Raw genomic sequence first — 16,096 nt, 5'->3', positions numbered from 1 at the left:
ATGTCGACCGTACTCGTCGCCGGGGGCGGCATCGGCGGCCTCGCCGCCGCTTTGAGCGTCGCGCAAGCGGGCCACCGGGCGGTGGTCCTGGAGCGCCGCGGCGCCTTCACCGAACTGGGCGCGGGCATCCAGATCGGGCCCAACGGCTTCCACGCCCTGGACCGGCTCGGCGTCGGGGACGCGGTGCGCGCGCTGGCCGTGTACGTCGACGAACTGCGGTTCATGGACGGCACGACCGACGAGCGCGTGCGCAGCATGCCGCTGACCGAGCGCTACCGGAAGCGCTTCGGCAACCCGTACGCGGTGGTCCGCCGCGCGGACCTGTACGAGCCGCTGCTCGCCGCGTGCCGCGCCTGCGACGCCGTCGACCTGCGCACCGACAGCCGCGTCACCGCCTACGAGCAGGACGCGGCGTCGGTGACCGCCGTCCTGGAGTCGGGGCAGCGGGTGCGCGGGGCGGCGCTGGTCGGCGCCGACGGCATCCGCTCCGCCGTGCGGGCGCAGCTCGTCGGCGACGGCGAGCCGCGGGTCTCGGGCCACACGATCTTCCGCTCGGTCATCCCGATGGACGAGGTCCCGCCGCATCTGCGGTGGAACTGCGTGACCTTGTGGGCCGGACCGCGCTGGCACTTCGTGCACTACCCGATCGGCGAGGGCAAGTACCTCAACCTCGCGGCGACCCGCGACGACGGCGCGCGGCAGGTGGTCGTCGGCAGGCCGACCGGGCGCGACCGGGTCCTAGGGGCCTTCGCCGACCTGGGGAGGACCGCCCGGGAGTTGCTGGAGCTCGGCGCGCAGTGGAGGGAATGGGTGCTGTGCGACCGGGACCCGGTGGGCAGTTGGACGGACCGGCGGGTGACCCTGCTCGGCGACGCCGCCCACCCGATGCTCCAGTACGCGGCCCAGGGGGCCTGCATGGCTCTGGAGGACGCGGTCGTCCTCGGTGAGGTGCTCGCCTGCGCGGAGGGCGGCTTCGCCCTGGCGTGGGCGGAGTACGAGAGCAGACGGCGCCGGCGCACGGCTGACGCCCAGTGGGTGGCGAGGGAGATGGGCCGGAGCCTCTACCACCCGGCCGGGCAGGAGGCCGCAGCCAGGAACGCGATGCTCTCCGGCCTCTCCGACGACGCGCTGTACGAGAAGGTGTCGTGGCTGCACGACGACCGGGGGTTCTCGCGGGCGCTGCGACCGGTGGGTGCGTCCTGAGCGGGACGACGGTCACAGCCGGCCTCGCCGGCTGTGACGGGTCCCGCCAGGGAAGCGCTCCTGTCGCCGGGAACACGCCGGAACGCCCGCGTTCCGCTGTGGTGCCGGGCCGGTGCCGGCGCGATTCAAACAGCGCCTGTCCCGCCGTCGATCCGGAAGGTGACGACGTCGACTTCGTCGGTGCCAGCCAGATCCGGGTAGTGGCGCTTGAGGACTTCCCGGAGTTCGTCTGCGGTCGTGAGTGCCTCGGCCCGGGCGTCCTGGTCGGTGAGCTCGTCGACCAGGCAGTGCCTGATGCCGGTCACCTCTGCCGGCAGGACGACTTCGGGGTCGCTCTCGAACACCAGCCGGGCCGGCCCGAGCCGGGCCGGGTCCCGGAAGCGGGTGGTCCTGGTCTTGGCGCCGGAGCGGACGTCTTCGAGGTAGCGGGGGTTGAACCGGATGATCGGGGGGCCGGCCGCCTCGGGGTCTTGGTAGAGCGAGGGATCGAGACCGGCCATGCCGTCCGGGGTCCATCGCTGGGTCAGCGGCATCAGGTCGGCGGCGAGAACCGACCTTGGCCCCGCGGGCGTGGGCACGATGACGCGCATGGTGGGGTAGTAGTCCGCAAAGACCTGCCGATCGCGCCCGCACGGGCCGATGACCCCCCGGCCGTGGTTTCCCACGGCCACGATGCAGCGCATCTGGCGGGCGCCCTGGGCTCGCGCGGCGCCCAGAGCCACGAGTTCGGCGCAGGGACCGCCGGTGAAGTGGTAGAGGTTCACCCCGGCGAACATCCGGTGGTCGGCGGCCATGACCGCGGCGCCCATCGTGTGGATCCCGTCCTCGTCGGGCCCGGCGTCGGTATGCGCGTCTATGGTGCGGCGCGCCAGCTCCACGAGCTCACGCTCGTCGTCGTCGAGAGCTCGCGCGGAGGGCGGTACGTACACGCTGTCGGCCTTTCCTTCCGTCAACAGTCGCCGAAGATCATTCCACGCCACCCAGGTGACCTCCACGGGATTTCGGCTTGCCCGCCCCAGGGACGCTCACGTGCGAGCCGCGTCCCCGGCGGGCGCCGCAGTCGGAACACGCCACCTTCGCCACACGCCACCTGAGCCACGCGGACGGCACCGGTTCGTGGTCCCTCCCCCGGACGGGGGAGGCGGACGGTTCGGCCGGGGGACGCGGCACTGCGGGCTCCCTACCAGGATGGAGTCATGAACACGGCAACGAGCAAGCGGACGCGGGCGCAGCGGGCCGGCGCCCTCACTGCGTGCGCGGGTGCGCTCGCCTACACCCTCAGCAAGGTCGACCTCGCGCGGTCCGGTGAACTGGGCATGCCGGGATTCCCCGCCCCGCCCGAGGCGTACGCGTCCATCGGCGATGTCACGGCGGCGCAACTGGGCAACGCCGCTCTCGGCCTGCTGATGGCGCTGGTCGCCCTGCTGCTGGTCCGTCCACCGGCCGGCCGATGGATCCGGCGGGGCGTGTTGCTGGTCTCCTGGGCCGGCATCCTGATGGTCGGGTCCGGCGTCATCGGCTTCGCCGCGCGGGCAACGGGCTTGGCTCCCGGCCTGGGCGCCCCGCCCCCCGATGCCGGAGCGGCTGCCGCGGCACTCGCCGTGGGCGCGCTGTGGGTGGCAGGCTGGGTGGTGGCCGCAGCCGGCGCCACACGCCAGGGGAGTGCTCAGGAGGTCGCTGAGTAGCAGGCCCTCCGCATGTCGGGCACCTTCCGAGGGCCTCAGCTGCCGGGCAGCCGCAAGCCCCCCGCCGGCATGCGCCGACGCACAGGCCGTCCATGAGGCTTCCGCCCACGGGATGTCAGGGGGCACCCTTACGCTCGCCCCCGTGAACGTGGACGATCTTGAATGGCAGGCGCGCCACTTCGGCGGTCTTCCGCCGCGCATGGTGGACCTGCTGCTGGAGCAGGGCCACCTGGACCTGGTGATCCGGGCGGCGGTGGAGCGCGGTGAGTGGTTCTGCGCGCAGGGCGCGGCGCAGGCGCTGTGCCGGACGGAGGAGTTCGGTCGGGCGCTGCGGGTGATGGAGCCCTTCGTCGCGACCGGGTGGCGCGACGCCCTGTGGGCGCAGGCCGACATCCTGCTCCGGGCCGGCCGGACGGAGGAGGCCCTGGATCTGGTCCGTCCGGACGAGGCCGGCCGCGCCTCGGCGACCACATGTCGCGCGTTCGCCGAGCTGCTCGCCGCAGCGGGACGCATCGACGAGGCCATCGACCTGCTCGTCCCGCACCTGGACGAACCGTGGATCCTGCCGGTCCTGGTGGAGATCACAGAGGGCCGGGACCGTGACGAGCGGATGCTCCAGCTGATCGCCCCCCGCGCGCGAAGCGCGCGCGGGGCACGCGGCCAAGGCCGGTGGAACCACCCGTTCTCGCAGGCGCAAGGCCTCCAGGCCCGGGTGCTCGAGCGCGCGGGCCGGGTCGACGAGGCGATCCGGCTCCTCGGCCGGGACATAGCCGGTCGTCACTTCCTCGGGCAGGACACCCTGACCGCCTACGCCGAGCTGCTGGCACGCCACGGCCGGCTCGACGCCCTGCGCGAGCTGGCCGCCGGAGGCGACGCGCGTGTCGTCCTGGCCGTCTACGCTCAAGCCCTGCGCGACCGGGGAAGGGCAGAAGAGGCCGAGGCGGCGGTGCGGGAGGCCATCGCCGCCGACGACTGGGTCGGCCACCGCGCCTGGCTCTCCGCGACCCTGCTGCGCGACGGGCGGCTGGACGACGCGATCACCGTGGCCGAACCAGGCTTCGGCTGGTACGACTGCTCCAACCTCCTGGCACCACTCGTCTCGCTCCTCGACCGCCCCCAGGACGTGCTCTACCTGGTCGAGCACCCCAGCGTCGTGCCGCACCACGGTCACGAGGAGTTCCAGCACCACTGGCGGGCCTGTGCCCTCGCCGGCCCCGGCCGCGTCGACGAAGCGATCGCCGTCCACCCCACCGTGGTCGAACAGCGCACCGCCCGACCGAAGCCGACCGCCGTCACCCGGGACGAGAACGGCTACTCCCTGGAACTCCCGTTCTAAAGACGCCCGCGCTCGCCGACCGACCATCCGGGCCGCCCCCCCCGTACGCCCCCTCCTCCTCGACCCGGACCACGCCCGCCCCCGCCCGGCCGTCGGCCGTCCGCACTTCGCCAGGCCGCTCTCAGCGTCCGGGGGAGGGCGCACACTCGTGCCGCCTCCCGTCCTGCTGCCAGCGGCCGATGGCGGGCTGCCCGACCAGTGGCCTGGTCAAGGGCCCTGGGCCAGCCAGACCAACCGCAGCGGCGCGTTCCATGCGACGGCCGAGCGTGACCAGTAGTGTTTTGTCGGCATAAGGCTCCGTACGTCCTGCCGGCGTCGGGTCGGCGACCGCGCGCGAGTCGGCCGCCGTCGACGTCCGCTCCACCGGCAGAAGCCTCGGGAAGGCGCTACATGAATCTCAACCGCTGTGACCGCCCTCTGCGGGGTCTCCTGCGGCGCAGGCCGGTGCGGGTGCTGGCCGCTGTCCTGGTCCTGGCGACCGCTTCCGGTTGCACATGGCGGGACTTCCCCCGTCTGGGGATGCCGACCCCGGTCACGGAAGAGGCTCCTCGGATCCTCTCCCTGTGGCAGGGCTCGTGGGCGGCCGCGCTCGTCGTCGGCCTGCTGGTGTGGGGGCTGGTCATGTGGGCGGTCATCTTCCACCGGCGTACCAGGACGAATGTCGAGATTCCCCCGCAGACCCGGTACAACATGCCCATCGAGGCGCTGTACACCGTGGTTCCCCTGATCATCGTCTCGGTCCTCTTCTACTTCACCGCCCGCGACGAGGCCCAGCTCCTGGAGCTCAGCAAGAAGCCGGCCCACACCATCAACGTGGTCGGGTTCCAGTGGAGCTGGGGCTTCAACTACATCGAGGACGTGGACGGCAACGCCGCCACCGGTGACGCGAAGGCCGACCGGAACCTTCAGATCGTTCCGGACCGGCACATCAACACCTTCCCGGCAGGGGCCGAGGGCGTCCACGACGTGGGGGTCCCCGGCATCCGCAACCCGCAGACCGGCAACCCGGGTCCCACCCTGTGGCTGCCCAAGGGCGAGAAGGTCCGGTTCATCCTGACGTCCACCGACGTGATCCACTCCTTCTGGGTGTTGCCGTTCCTGATGAAGCAGGACGTCTTCCCCGGCCACAACGTCAACGTCTTCGAGGTGACACCCAGCGAGGAGGGCACCTTCAGGGGCAAGTGCGCCGAACTCTGCGGCGTCGACCACTCCCGGATGCTCTTCAACGTGAAGGTCGTCTCCCCCGAGCGCTACCGGCAGCACCTGAGAGGACTGGCCGCCAGGGGCCAGCGCGGCTTCATCCCCGCGGGCATCAGCATCACGGACCCGGCCCGGAACAACGAACCCCGCAAGCTGTAACTCCCGTTTCCGGTCCCTGCCGCAGCGCAGTCATGTCCCACAAGTGCCGGGGGTGAGGCCCTCGCCGACCCGGGCACGGCGGACGCACGGTCGTGACGGGCGAGCGGTTCTGTCGTGGGCGCCGCCGGGTGATCACCGAGGACTGCATCAACTGCGGCGCCTGCGAGCCGGAGTGCCCGAACGAGGCGATTTCGGAGGAGGACGAGATCTATGTGACCAATCCGAGTGCCTGCTCGGAGTGTGTGGGCTTCTACGACCGTCTCGCGTGCCAGACCAGAGCGGCCTGCATGCGCTCCAGGGCGGCACGGTCGGGTACGTGACAGGCCCGGGCGTCGCGCTGGAAGTCGTGCACGGAAGTAGCGGACCGACCCCTTTCGGTCAGCGGAGTGTCCCGAGCCTCGTATCCGAGCCCCGCGCCGCGGCGACCCGGCCCACCCCTCAACATGATGAAGTGCCGCTGCCCGATGTCATGGTGTCGGGTGTCGACCGCGCTCCGCCGGACCCGCGCTCCGCCGGTCCCGCAGCCGGCCAGGAGCGGGAAGCCGGCCGGGGCCTGCGTGGCGGGGGAGCACGGGGCGGCCTCCGCGGAGGTCTGCCGGGCCTTTGTCAGAGGATGTCGTAAGCGGTCAGGGGGTGGCCGGCCCAGATGTCGCGGGAGCTCTGCTCGGGATAGCGGGTGGTGGTGGAGTGGACGTCCAGGACCCGGGTGAGCTGATGCCGGGGGGTGAAAGCGGGCCATCCGGGATCGCCGGTAGTGGTGAAGCGGACCCAGGCTTCCTGCAACTCGCGCGAGGCCTGGACGACCTCCGGCGCGGGTGGTGTGCCGAGGAACTGCTCGCCCATGGGGCTGCTCAGGGTGCCGAACGCCAGAGGGAGGTCCAGGCCGTGGCAGGCGCCGAGAGCGCCGTTCATCGCCGGGGCGGGCAGCGCGAGTTCGAAGAGGTACAAGGTGCCGCCGGCCGTGGTGTTGGCCTCTGCCAGGTGGAGCGAGGGTATGCGGAACAGTGCGTCGGAGCTGACAGCTTCGAGCAGGTCCGAGGGGGTGGCCTCCGGGTGCGCGGCGCGGTAGCCGGCCGGCCCGGACGGGGGTGCGAACAGCTCCAGGTGATGGCTGGCCTCCTCGCCGGTGAAGGTGCCGTGCCGTCCGCTGAGGACACTGAACAACCGGAACTCGTCGCGGGTGTGACCGACGAGCAGGTCGACGCCCTCGGCTCGCCGGGAAGCCAAGGCGGACCAGGGCGGAGCGGAGAGGACGTCGCCGTCGACGACGGGAACGGTCGCGATGCCGCTCGCCGCGAGCCGGCCCCAGCGCGGGAGGTGCTGCGGCAGGGCCGCCCCCAGGTCGGTGACCGCCGCGGCCAGGTGCCACGGGTCCGTCTCGGCCAGGGCGGCGGCGGTGGATCCGGTACCCAGCAGCCGGGCGAGCTCGACGCTGACCTCGGCGGCCAGGGCCGGGGTGCAGAGGTTGCCCGGGACGCTGTGGGCGATGGCCCGGCGGAACAGACCGCGTGCCGTGTCCATGGTCAGCAGTGCGGCGACAGACCCCGCACCGGCGGACTGTCCGGCGACGGTCACCCGGTCGGGGTCGCCGCCGAACCGGGCGATGTTGCGCCGCACCCACCGCAGGGCCGCGATCTGGTCGAGGAACGCCCGGTTGGCCGGGGCGCCGTCCAAGTGAGCGAACCCCTCCGCACCGACACGGTAGTTCACGCTCACGACGACCAGTCCTGCCCGGGCGAGAGCGACCGGGTCGTACAGCGGGTCGCCGGAGTTCCCCGAGATGTACCCGCCGCCATGGATCCAGACCAGCACCGGCAGCCCGGCCCGGCCGGGATCCGGGGTGCAGACGTTCAGCGTGAGCCAGTCGGTCCCCTGAGGTGAGGGGTCCGCCGGCAGCGGACCGGACTGCGGGACACGGGGGCCGAACTCGCACGTCGCGCGTACGCCCTCCCAACGCTCGGGCGGCGCGGGAGCGGCGAAGCGGAGCGCCCCGACCGGCGGTCGGGCGTAGGGGATGCCGCGGAAGACCGCGGCTGTCCGGTCCACGAAGCCGCGGACGATTCCTCCAGTGGTGCGGACGACGGGCTGCTGCTCGAACACGCGCGTACTCCCCTTCGGGCATCCCAGCTTTGTAAGTCAGATGTATTATGTCAACTGTATTGGAAAAGGGAGAGACCGAAGGAGCAGCCGAGCCCATGCCCAAGCAGGTCGATCACCGGCAGCGTCGTGAGACCATCGCGCGAGCGCTGTGGAGGGTCGTGGAACAGCAGGGCGTCAGGCACCTGACCATGCGTGACGTGGCCCAGGAAGCCGGCATCTCGCTCGGCCAGCTCCAGCACTACTTCCGCTCCCGAGCGGCGATGCTTTCCTTCGCCATGGACTTCGCCGGCGAACAGACCGCGCTGCGAGTCGGCCGGGCACTGGCGGAGCTGCCCGAGCCCCCGCACCCCCGGCAGGTGCTGCGGGTGATGCTGGTCGAGCTCCTGCCCCTGCACGCCGATGCACGCGCCCAGAGCCGGATGAGCGCCGCGTACGTACTGGAAGCGCTGCACGACGAGGAGCTCCACGCGCGGGCCCGCGACGGACTCCTCCAGGGCCGCGCAATGGTCGAGCAGGTGGTGCGGCAGGCGATCGCCGACGGGTACATCGAGCCGGACCGCGACCCGGTGCTGGAGACGAACCTCCTGCTGGCCCTCACCGGTTTCACCACACTGCTGGAACTCGATGCGGTCACCCCCGCCGCCGCGCTCGAAGCCGTGGAGCGCTACCTGGACCGGCTCTTCGAAACCGAGGACGGGCCGGGCCGCGACTGACACCGAGGCAAGCACGACGCAACGGCGTCGGCGGTAGCCGGCCACGGGCAACCACTCGCCCGGCGCCGTGCCCGGCCCGCGGATGCCGACGCGACTGCGCCCCCGAGCCACCCAGCCGTCCAGCCGTCCGCCCCATCAGGACGGGACCGGCCCGAGCTGCCCGCGGTGACCCGTGGCCGCGCGCGGGGGAGAGGCCGCGAAAGTGGCGCCTAGGAGCGTGGGTCAGCCTCTGTCGCCGTGTCGGTCCAGGCGATCTCGAAATACCTGACGCGTTCGTCCTGTCCGGCCGGCCGCATCCCGGCTGCCGACATGACGTGCTGGGACGCGATGTTGTCGTGGTCGGCGTCGCCCTTCACACAGGTCACGCCGCGTGAGCGCGCAAACGACAGCAGTCCGCGGAGGGCTTCGGCGGCGTACCCCTTGCCCCGCACCGACGGGACGAGGCCGTAGCCGATCGTGACGCTGCCGTTGGCGTCCGCAGGTCCGTGGAAGCCCACGCCGCCGATCGCCAGGCCGTCCTCGCGCAGACGGATCTCGTAGTTGCCGAACGGCTGGGGGTCACCGGTGTTCGCGCAGGTGTCCAGGTAGCGCCTGGCGGCGGACACATCCCCGTCGGTGGGGTAGCCGGGCGCCCAAGGGGCACCGCTGTCCGACTCGCCCGCCACCACGCGCTCAGCGTCGTCGACGGTCATCGGGTGAAGCACGAGCCGCGCTGTTACAAGATCGTCCATGGCAGGGAGGATTATCACGCGGGACGCCGGACCGCACGCGGATTATCCGACCGGACCACGCCCCACCTCCGGTTGACGACCGAGGAGCACTGTTCCTGTACGCGCTCAAGCCCGGCGGCCCCGCCGTACCCGCCCACGCGCCGGCCGGCCCCTACCCGCTGCCCGCCGCCTACCGGGACCCGCACGAGCTGAGCCGGAAGGGCTGGCTCGGCATGGACGCCCGCCGAGTTGCTCGCCGAGTTCTGGAACACCGGACACCCGCGGCTCGCCGAGCTGCGCCAGGCGCTGCTGCCCGCCCTGCGCGCCCCCGTCGCCACCGGCACCGACCGCTTCAACGACGGCCGTCACCCCGGGCGCGATCACTGCACAGGGGGGCGGCGAGCCGGGCGGCCTCTACACGCACCTGCACCGCGAGCACCCCGTCCACCACGACCCGGAACTCGACGTCTGGGTCGTCACCAGCCACCGTGACATCGACACCGTCGTGCGGGACGCGAGCGGCACCTTCTCCACCGCCCTCGAACACGTCCCCCTCCAGCGGCTCTGCTCCTCACCCACCCGGACCGCTGCCACCCCGACACCTGGCCCGCGAGCGCGGCACTGCGCTCCCCACGCCGACTCCGCGCGAGCCGGTAGCCCTTCGTGAACCCGCCGCCGGCGGGGACGGTCCTCCAGGGGGGACACGGCGTCAGAGCATCGGGTCGCGGTGCTGTCGCGCCGGCCGGCCCCGGTACAGCGGTCTCGGCCTTGCTTGTACCGGGGCGGCCGGGGCGTCGCCTACGGAAGGGGCAGCCTGAACTTCACCGACTTGACCTGGACCGAGTCCGGCTGCTGTTCACCGTTCGGCAGGAGGACGCGGCTCGGGAGTCCCTGGCATTCCGTGCTGTCGGCCCAGATCTCGGCGACCGCGTTGGTGCTGTTGTGCGGGGCGTACCCGTAGAGCTCCCATTGCCCGTCGAAGAGGCTGACGCATTCGGCCTGGGGCGGTTCGTTCAGGGTGCCGAGCATCCTCACACCGGATCCGGCGTCGTTGTAGTAGTAGTGGAAGGCGCCGTCGACGTCCATGTGCGTGGCCGCGGACACGGAGACGGGGCCGGACAGACCGAGAGCGAAGGCACTCGCGACAGCCAGCAGCGCGGTGCGTGCGCGCATGGGGAACTCCATTCAGTGGGGGCCGGTGGCCGGGTTTTTCGCGCTCATGATGCAGGCGCCCGGTGCGCGGCAGCGTTCAACGGCACGACACTCGAAAAGCCGTTCACACGCAGGAGTGAATGCCCTCCGCATGAGTTCCGCCTGGTCGGCAGCCAAGCAGGAGGTGGCTCGGCCGGCCAGCGGTCACGGCCGTGACCTTCCCCAACCCCGGACGGCGGCGGCGGGCCCTCCGCAGAGGCCCGCGGTCACCCGGTGGATGACCGCGGGCCGCATCGGCGGGCGCAGTGCGTCTACCGGTCGAACTCGCCGTCTCGGACCCCGGCCGTGAAAGCGGCCCATTCGCCCTGGCTGAACAGCAGCGCGGGACGGCTGTGGTCCTTGGAGTCGCGCAGAGCGACGGTACCTTCGTCCAGGAATGCGACCTCCAGGCACATCTCTCCCGCGTTGCTGCGGCTGCTCTTGTGCCAAACGGCGCGGCTCAGGTCCGTGCGACGGTAGATGTCCGGGGTGTCAGCGGCCATGATCAGGTCTCCTTCGGAAGCGGGCCCCCGGCCCAGCCTCGCCGCGGGCGCCCTGCCGTGCCAGGTGGCAGGGGCCGCTCGTGCGACCGCACCCGCCACAGGGCGACGCCGGGTGCCGGGGGTGTCCGGGCCGCGAGAACGGGGGCCGCGGGTGCTGGCATCGCCGTTCGCCTCGGAGATGATCGAGGGCGTACGCACGGTGCGGACGTGACGCCACTTCACCTTCCTGCGTGTGGCCATGGGCTTCGCTGCGCGCCGTCGGTGGGATGCCCCGGTTGGGGTAGGGCACCCGGCGGCGGCCGGCTGAGGGTCGTTCTCGCCGGAGCGGTTGAACCGCAGAGCCGACGTCTGCTCGCGGTGAGGGCTGTGTGGGGGTGTGAAGTGGCGTTTCTGCGGTGGACCGGGTCCTCCGGCGGGGTGAGTGGCCGGTAACGGTGTTCGGGTCGGAGCGGGTGCGCCCGGTAGAACCGGTGGCGTGATCAGGAGTGTTCGGCGTGGTCCGACGGCAGCCGCCGGGGCCCTGCCGGTCCTGCCCCTGGTGCGGCGCGTACCGGCAGGGGCCCGGAACCCGAAGCGGGAGACCCTGCCTCGCCACGCCTGCAGGCTGCCCGAACACCACCCTGACCTACACACCGGCCCAGTGACCGGCGGCCTGCCACCGCCGTGAGCCCGCCGAGTTATGCGCACACCTGCCCAGGGCTGGATGACGGCCCGCCCGGTGAAGCGGTCCCGGCGGCCCACGTCCCCAGGTGCGCAGCAACCCCCTACAGGAGGAACTGTCATGTCAGAGACGATCAAGAAGATCACCGTGACGCTCCAGACGGCGACGCAGGAGCGCGGGGAGCGGACCTTCAAGCGGCGGGTCGGGGTGGAGGGAGACAGCAAGGTCTACCTCGGCATCGCCGGCCGGGAGTTCTCCTGCCGCCTGGCCGGCAACAAGGTGCCCTTCCAGCCCGGCGACAGCAACACCTTCGTCTTCGGAGGCGACCCCAACGTCCTGGACGCACCCATCAACGACCCGCAGAACATCCCGCTGGCCGAGGTCAAGCCCCACCCGGTCTACATCCGCTTCGAGCCCCACCCCTACGACGACGACAACTGGTGCCTGGAGCGCGCCGAGGTCGTCGTCGAAGCCTCCGGCAAGCCCCTGCGCCTGCACGCTGTGGCGCTGGACGGCGAGGCCACGATCTGGCTCGGCCGGGAAAGCGGCCACACCGTCCACCTCGCCTGAAGCCGCTCGCACCACCATCTGAACGCGACAGCGGCCGGTTCCCTCGGCCTCCGTCGGGCCGTCGCTCCTGTGGGGGCGGCGGCCGCCGCGTGCCGAGCCGGTGATGTGGGGGCGCCCGAGGCCGGCCGAGGAAGGGCCGTGTACGCTGCGCCGCTCCGGAACCCGGATCGGGGTCGGGGGTTGCCTCCTTCGGCGGCACCGCCCCACAGCGGAAAGGGCTTCTGTACAAGCAGGGGACGTGCCGGGCGCTGCCCGCCGGCCCGGTGCGTCCGCAGTGCGCGGTGCCTAGTTGCCCAGTTTCGCGGCGGTGGCCATGCCCGCGTACATGGTGGCCATCTGGGCGTGGAGCATCGCCTCGGCGTGGTCCTTCTGCTCCTTGCGGAGCGTCCAGTTCTGGAAGGCCTCGTTGGCCTTCTCGCTGTGCCGCCACGCCAGGTCGCTGTACTTCGATGCGATGCTGTTGCTCAAGTTGCCCATGTGACCCCCTCGTTGATCGATCTGCTTCCGTGTCGGGCCAGCCTACGGATCGGGCAGTGATCATGAAAGTCCAACGCCGGCCGGTCGACCAGGACGACCCCGCGCCGGGTCCGAGACCGGCGCATGTCTACGTCGAGCCGGTCGGCGGCCTGGGGTTCGGGTCGGGCGGCCGCTCGGGGGATGTGCCTGCCGACGGGCACCGGGCGCTGCTGTTCGACATGTCGCCGGTGGCGGGGAGCGCGGTGAGGGCGATGGCGGCGCCGTGGAGGGAGTCGGTGACGTCCAGGACTGCGGGGCGGGTGTCGAGGAACTCACGCAGGCTTTCGCCAGGCATGACGGGGATACCGCACGCGTCCCGGACGCGGTCGGCCTCGTTCTGCCGTTCCGGCGCAGGGTGGCGCACCAGGTGGCGCACGGCGGCGAGCAACTCGACGGCAGGGACGTCATGAGGTGGCGCGCCCGTCGGTGGCCTGGCGGGCCGTGCGCACGGCCGCGGCGGGGCGCCGCTCACCCCTCGCCCCGACGACTTCCCGACTCCGGGCATGGGTGCGGTGGGGCGTGGCTGGTGTCGCTGACCTCGATGTCGCCCCCGTCCTGTGACCAGCCGACGTCGAGGGGGCGGGGTCCGGGGCGTGCCGGACGGCGTTGGTGACGAGCTCGGTGGGGACCAGGCAGGCGGCGTCCCGCTGCGCGCCGGAGACGAGGTCTGCGTGGACGCGGGCACGATCGATGGCTGCCCCGGCGCATGCCCGCCCGGATTTGGCTTCGGCTCCGGCCCCGAAGCCTGATCCGGTCCCGCAGCCGCCCGGCTGCCGCCGGGCCCGATCCCGTCGCTGCTGGAACGCAATGGCCCCGACCCCCAGATACTCCCCAGCCTCGGACATCTCGGTCAGCAGCACCTCGGCGCGCGCGTCGCAGCCGTCGTCGGACAGGACACCGGCGTCCCGGTACTTGAACGAGGTGCGCTGATGGCCGGTACGTCCTCGACCACGATCGGCAGCGTGTTCACCGCGGCGCGCCGATCGGCAGGACCTGGGCCGCGGCCCGCTCCTGGGCTGCGGGGGAGCGGGTGGTGCTCGTCGGCGCAGATCCCGTTCGGCCTTGCCGCCGCGGCCGCGGCCGCGCTGAGGCCGCACGGGGGCCGGGAAGGGCGCGGTCGACGTCCGCCGGCGCACGTGGCCAGGTCTTCCCGGGCGAGCCTGCAGCGGGTCCGCACGGCGTGGGCCACCCGCACTCGCTCGCCACCTCAACCGGATAGGTAATCCGATCGTGTTACCGTTCCCCTCAAGCGGATGAAGTATCCGAATGTCTGCTCGGGGTGGAGGAACGCGCATGGGGAAGACAGCTGTCGTGACGGCCGGAACGGCCGGCATCGGTCTGGAGACGGCGCTGGGGCTGGCCGCTGCCGGGTTCTCGGTCACCGTGGTCGGGCGCGACGCGGAGCGGGGCGCCCGAGCGGTCGACCGCATCGACGCGCAGAACCCGAGCCGCCGAGCCCGGTTCCTCCGGGCCGACCTCGCCTCGCTGCAGGAGGTACGCGCGCTCGCCGACCGCATCGCCTCCGACCGCGCCGCCGCGGGTGAACCGCTGACGGTACTGGTCAACAACGTCGGGGCCATGTTCCCGGTCCGCCAGGCCGTAGACGGGGTCGAGGCGTCGTTCGTCGTCAACCACCTTTCGCCGTACCTGCTGACAGAACTCCTGCTGCCCACGCTGACGGCCGGGGCGCCGAGCAGGATCGTGAACGTCACCTCGGGCGCGGTAGCCCTCGCCAAGCGGGTGTTCGACGCCGTGGAGCCGCCCGGCGGCTACTACGGCTTCCACTGGTACGGCCGCGCCAAGCTCGCCAACCTCGCCTACACCCTGGACCTGGCCGAGCGGCTGGACGGCACCGGCGTCTCGGTCTTCGCAGCCGACCCCGGAGGAGCGGCGACCGACATGACGAACGGCACCCTGACCGACCCCCGGATCGTCTCGCCCGCCCTGCGGCTGCTGTGGCCGCTGGTGCGCCGCACGTTCGCCCGCTCGACCTCGGGCCCCGCGGCCGTGGCCGCCCGGCCCTCGATCACCGCTGCCACCGACGACGCACTCACCGGCCGCACCGGCATCGTCATCGGCCCCCGGGCGCGCCCCGTCGAGCCGCTCCGCACGGCGGCCGACCCCCGCGTCGCCGAAGCCGTCCGCCTGCTCAGCGAACGCCACGCACCGCTCACCGCCCCCTGACCTCCGGCGCCGCGAGCGGCGCAGGGCGCGGGCGCGGGCGCCCCGACCATCCGGATGAGCCATCCGATTAGGATGCCCCTCATGACGACAGCCCTACGCAAGGACGCGGCCCGCAACCGGGACCGGATCGTCGCCGTCGCCCGCGCCCTGGTCGACCAGGGCGCGCCGCTGCAACTCAACGACGTCGCGCGCCGCGCCGGCCTGGGAGTCGGCACCGTCTACCGGCATTTCGCCACCCCCGAGGCGCTGCTGGAGGTCGTCGCCACTCCCTGCCTGGAAGGCCTCGCCGCGCACGGTGAGCAGGCGCTGGCCGACACCGATGCGTGGCGCGCGTTCGAGGGCTTCCTGCTGCGTGTCGTCGAAGCACAGGTCACCGACGCCTCCCTCGCGCCGGTGACCGCCACCGACACAGACGCACTCCCGCGGACCACCGAACTCAAGAAGTCGCTCCGGTCGGCCGGCGGTACGCTCTTGGACCGGGCCCGCGAGGCCGGAGCGGTCCGCCCCGACGTCGTCGCCGCCGACCTCGTTCCGCTCATGTGCGGCATCGCCCACGCTGTCGACGTCCACGGCGGCACGTCCGCCGACCGGATCGACACCGCCCGCCGCTACCTGACCACGCTGCTCGGCGGCATGCGGGCCACCCCGGCGAACGTGAAGGGGGACCCGAGGTGAGCCCACATTTTTGAGCATGTTCAAATGAGGGGGTGCGGCCGCAGGGCCGGACGTGCAACCTCTGGGGGGGATCTCTGTGAACATGCGTACGGGAACTGCGGCGACCAGGAGAGCGGCCGGATGGTGGCTCTGCGCCGCCCTGACGGCTTCTGCGCTGCTCGTCTCAGGGTGTGCAGCCTCCGTCGATCCCGACGAGCTGCCCGGGACGTACCGCAACGCCAAGACGGGGGCCGAGCTCGTGCTCCAGCCCGACGGCAGGTTCTCCGCCACCGCCGTGTCAACGGACCTGAACTCCGACCCCGCCGATTTCAGTGGCCGATGGGAGTTCCTCGATGACCAGGCGTCGAGCGACTTCATCTACTTGTCGATCGACGGCGACGGGCTCCGCAAGGTGGCCGGCGTCCAGCTCTACCCGGTCGGACGAGGAGCGGTGGAGTTCCGTCCGGATCCGGACGGAAAGCCCTTGCCGAAGCTCACCAAAACGTCCGCACCGTAGCAGAGCGCCAACTCCTGCCGACGGTGCACAACTGCCCGCCGTCGGCCTGCGCCTGCGGCCCCGGCAGGTCGTCAGCGTGCCCGGCAGCGAAGCCGGGGACGGCGAGGGTGGCGACCTTCCGCATGCCGAACCGGACCTGAGAACCATCTCCCCCGAATGGGCCTGGTTTCGCCGATTGCCACCCGGCCTCCTCG

General features: G+C 72.1%; 17 protein-coding genes. 10 read left to right on the top strand and 7 right to left on the bottom strand.

Annotation, left to right across the window (positions count from 1 at the left end; all coding sequences use genetic code 11):
• Window positions 1–1,203: a 3-hydroxybenzoate 6-monooxygenase gene (locus tag LG632_RS00900; RefSeq protein WP_226724353.1), complete on the top strand. Its 1,203-nt coding sequence runs from the start codon at window positions 1–3 to the stop codon at window positions 1,201–1,203.
• Between the two features lie 125 nt (window positions 1,204–1,328).
• Here LG632_RS00900 and LG632_RS30430 read toward each other — a convergent pair whose 3' ends face one another.
• Window positions 1,329–2,198 carry an ASCH domain-containing protein gene (locus tag LG632_RS30430; RefSeq protein WP_308107724.1) on the bottom strand — a complete coding sequence of 290 codons (870 nt, stop codon included), beginning with the start codon at window positions 2,196–2,198 and terminating at the stop codon, window positions 1,329–1,331.
• Window positions 2,199–2,399: 201 nt separating this feature from the next.
• On the opposite strand from LG632_RS30430, the gene LG632_RS00885 reads away from it, so the two are divergent.
• The 4 genes from LG632_RS00885 (at window position 2,400) to LG632_RS30775 (ending at window position 5,903) form a co-directional block, all read left to right on the top strand.
• The gene (locus LG632_RS00885) at window positions 2,400–2,888 is read left to right on the top strand and encodes a hypothetical protein (protein WP_226724352.1); all 489 of its coding nucleotides are present in this window, start codon (window positions 2,400–2,402) and stop codon (window positions 2,886–2,888) included.
• Window positions 2,889–3,030: 142 nt separating this feature from the next.
• Window positions 3,031–4,224, top strand: coding sequence for a hypothetical protein (locus tag LG632_RS00880; protein ID WP_226724351.1), 1,194 nt, complete (start codon window positions 3,031–3,033; stop codon window positions 4,222–4,224).
• A gap of 390 nt (window positions 4,225–4,614) precedes the next feature.
• Window positions 4,615–5,583, top strand: a complete 969-nt coding sequence (gene ctaC, locus LG632_RS00875; RefSeq protein WP_226724350.1) for an aa3-type cytochrome oxidase subunit II — start codon at window positions 4,615–4,617, stop codon at window positions 5,581–5,583.
• 92 nt (window positions 5,584–5,675) lie between these two features.
• Window positions 5,676–5,903: a 4Fe-4S binding protein gene (locus tag LG632_RS30775; protein WP_308107722.1), complete on the top strand. Its 228-nt coding sequence runs from the start codon at window positions 5,676–5,678 to the stop codon at window positions 5,901–5,903.
• A 286-nt stretch (window positions 5,904–6,189) separates the two neighbouring features.
• Here the strand turns inward: LG632_RS30775 and LG632_RS00865 are convergent, their stop codons facing one another.
• Window positions 6,190–7,683, bottom strand: a complete 1,494-nt coding sequence (locus tag LG632_RS00865; RefSeq protein WP_226724349.1) for a carboxylesterase/lipase family protein — start codon at window positions 7,681–7,683, stop codon at window positions 6,190–6,192.
• 95 nt (window positions 7,684–7,778) lie between these two features.
• On the opposite strand from LG632_RS00865, the gene LG632_RS00860 reads away from it, so the two are divergent.
• The gene (locus LG632_RS00860; protein ID WP_226724348.1) at window positions 7,779–8,396 is read left to right on the top strand and encodes a TetR/AcrR family transcriptional regulator; all 618 of its coding nucleotides are present in this window, start codon (window positions 7,779–7,781) and stop codon (window positions 8,394–8,396) included.
• 209 nt (window positions 8,397–8,605) lie between these two features.
• On the opposite strand, the gene LG632_RS00855 is transcribed toward LG632_RS00860, so the two are convergent.
• The 3 genes from LG632_RS00855 to LG632_RS00845 all read right to left on the bottom strand — a co-directional run bounded on the left by LG632_RS00855 (window position 8,606) and on the right by LG632_RS00845 (window position 10,800).
• Window positions 8,606–9,127, bottom strand: a complete 522-nt coding sequence (locus LG632_RS00855) for a GNAT family N-acetyltransferase (RefSeq protein WP_226724347.1) — start codon at window positions 9,125–9,127, stop codon at window positions 8,606–8,608.
• Window positions 9,128–9,904: 777 nt separating this feature from the next.
• Complete coding sequence (locus LG632_RS00850) at window positions 9,905–10,279, bottom strand: hypothetical protein (RefSeq protein WP_226724346.1); 375 nt, start codon at window positions 10,277–10,279, stop codon at window positions 9,905–9,907.
• A 290-nt stretch (window positions 10,280–10,569) separates the two neighbouring features.
• A complete protein-coding gene (locus LG632_RS00845) occupies window positions 10,570–10,800 on the bottom strand; it encodes a DUF397 domain-containing protein (protein ID WP_226724345.1) in 231 nt (76 codons plus the stop codon).
• 781 nt (window positions 10,801–11,581) lie between these two features.
• On the opposite strand from LG632_RS00845, the gene LG632_RS00840 reads away from it, so the two are divergent.
• A complete protein-coding gene (locus tag LG632_RS00840; protein ID WP_226724344.1) occupies window positions 11,582–12,031 on the top strand; it encodes a hypothetical protein in 450 nt (149 codons plus the stop codon).
• 285 nt (window positions 12,032–12,316) lie between these two features.
• Here LG632_RS00840 and LG632_RS00835 read toward each other — a convergent pair whose 3' ends face one another.
• Together LG632_RS00835 and LG632_RS00830 are read right to left on the bottom strand one after the other, a co-directional pair.
• The gene (locus LG632_RS00835; protein ID WP_226724343.1) at window positions 12,317–12,499 is read right to left on the bottom strand and encodes a hypothetical protein; all 183 of its coding nucleotides are present in this window, start codon (window positions 12,497–12,499) and stop codon (window positions 12,317–12,319) included.
• A 136-nt stretch (window positions 12,500–12,635) separates the two neighbouring features.
• A complete protein-coding gene (locus tag LG632_RS00830) occupies window positions 12,636–12,842 on the bottom strand; it encodes a hypothetical protein (protein WP_226724342.1) in 207 nt (68 codons plus the stop codon).
• A 998-nt stretch (window positions 12,843–13,840) separates the two neighbouring features.
• On the opposite strand from LG632_RS00830, the gene LG632_RS00825 reads away from it, so the two are divergent.
• From LG632_RS00825 to LG632_RS00815, 3 genes are all read left to right on the top strand, one after another.
• Entirely contained in the window at window positions 13,841–14,731 is an 891-nt protein-coding gene (locus tag LG632_RS00825; RefSeq protein WP_226724341.1) for an SDR family NAD(P)-dependent oxidoreductase, read from the top strand.
• A gap of 81 nt (window positions 14,732–14,812) precedes the next feature.
• The gene (locus LG632_RS00820) at window positions 14,813–15,406 is read left to right on the top strand and encodes a TetR/AcrR family transcriptional regulator (protein WP_226724340.1); all 594 of its coding nucleotides are present in this window, start codon (window positions 14,813–14,815) and stop codon (window positions 15,404–15,406) included.
• An 82-nt stretch (window positions 15,407–15,488) separates the two neighbouring features.
• Complete coding sequence (locus LG632_RS00815; RefSeq protein WP_226724339.1) at window positions 15,489–15,902, top strand: hypothetical protein; 414 nt, start codon at window positions 15,489–15,491, stop codon at window positions 15,900–15,902.
• Window positions 15,903–16,096: the final 194 nt, after the last annotated feature.

It is taken from the genome of Streptomyces antimicrobicus, from assembly GCF_020532625.1.
Lineage (GTDB): Bacteria > Actinomycetota > Actinomycetes > Streptomycetales > Streptomycetaceae > Streptomyces > Streptomyces antimicrobicus.
Note: the sequence above shows the minus strand (reverse complement) of the source record. Positions and strands in the feature narration are given on the sequence as shown.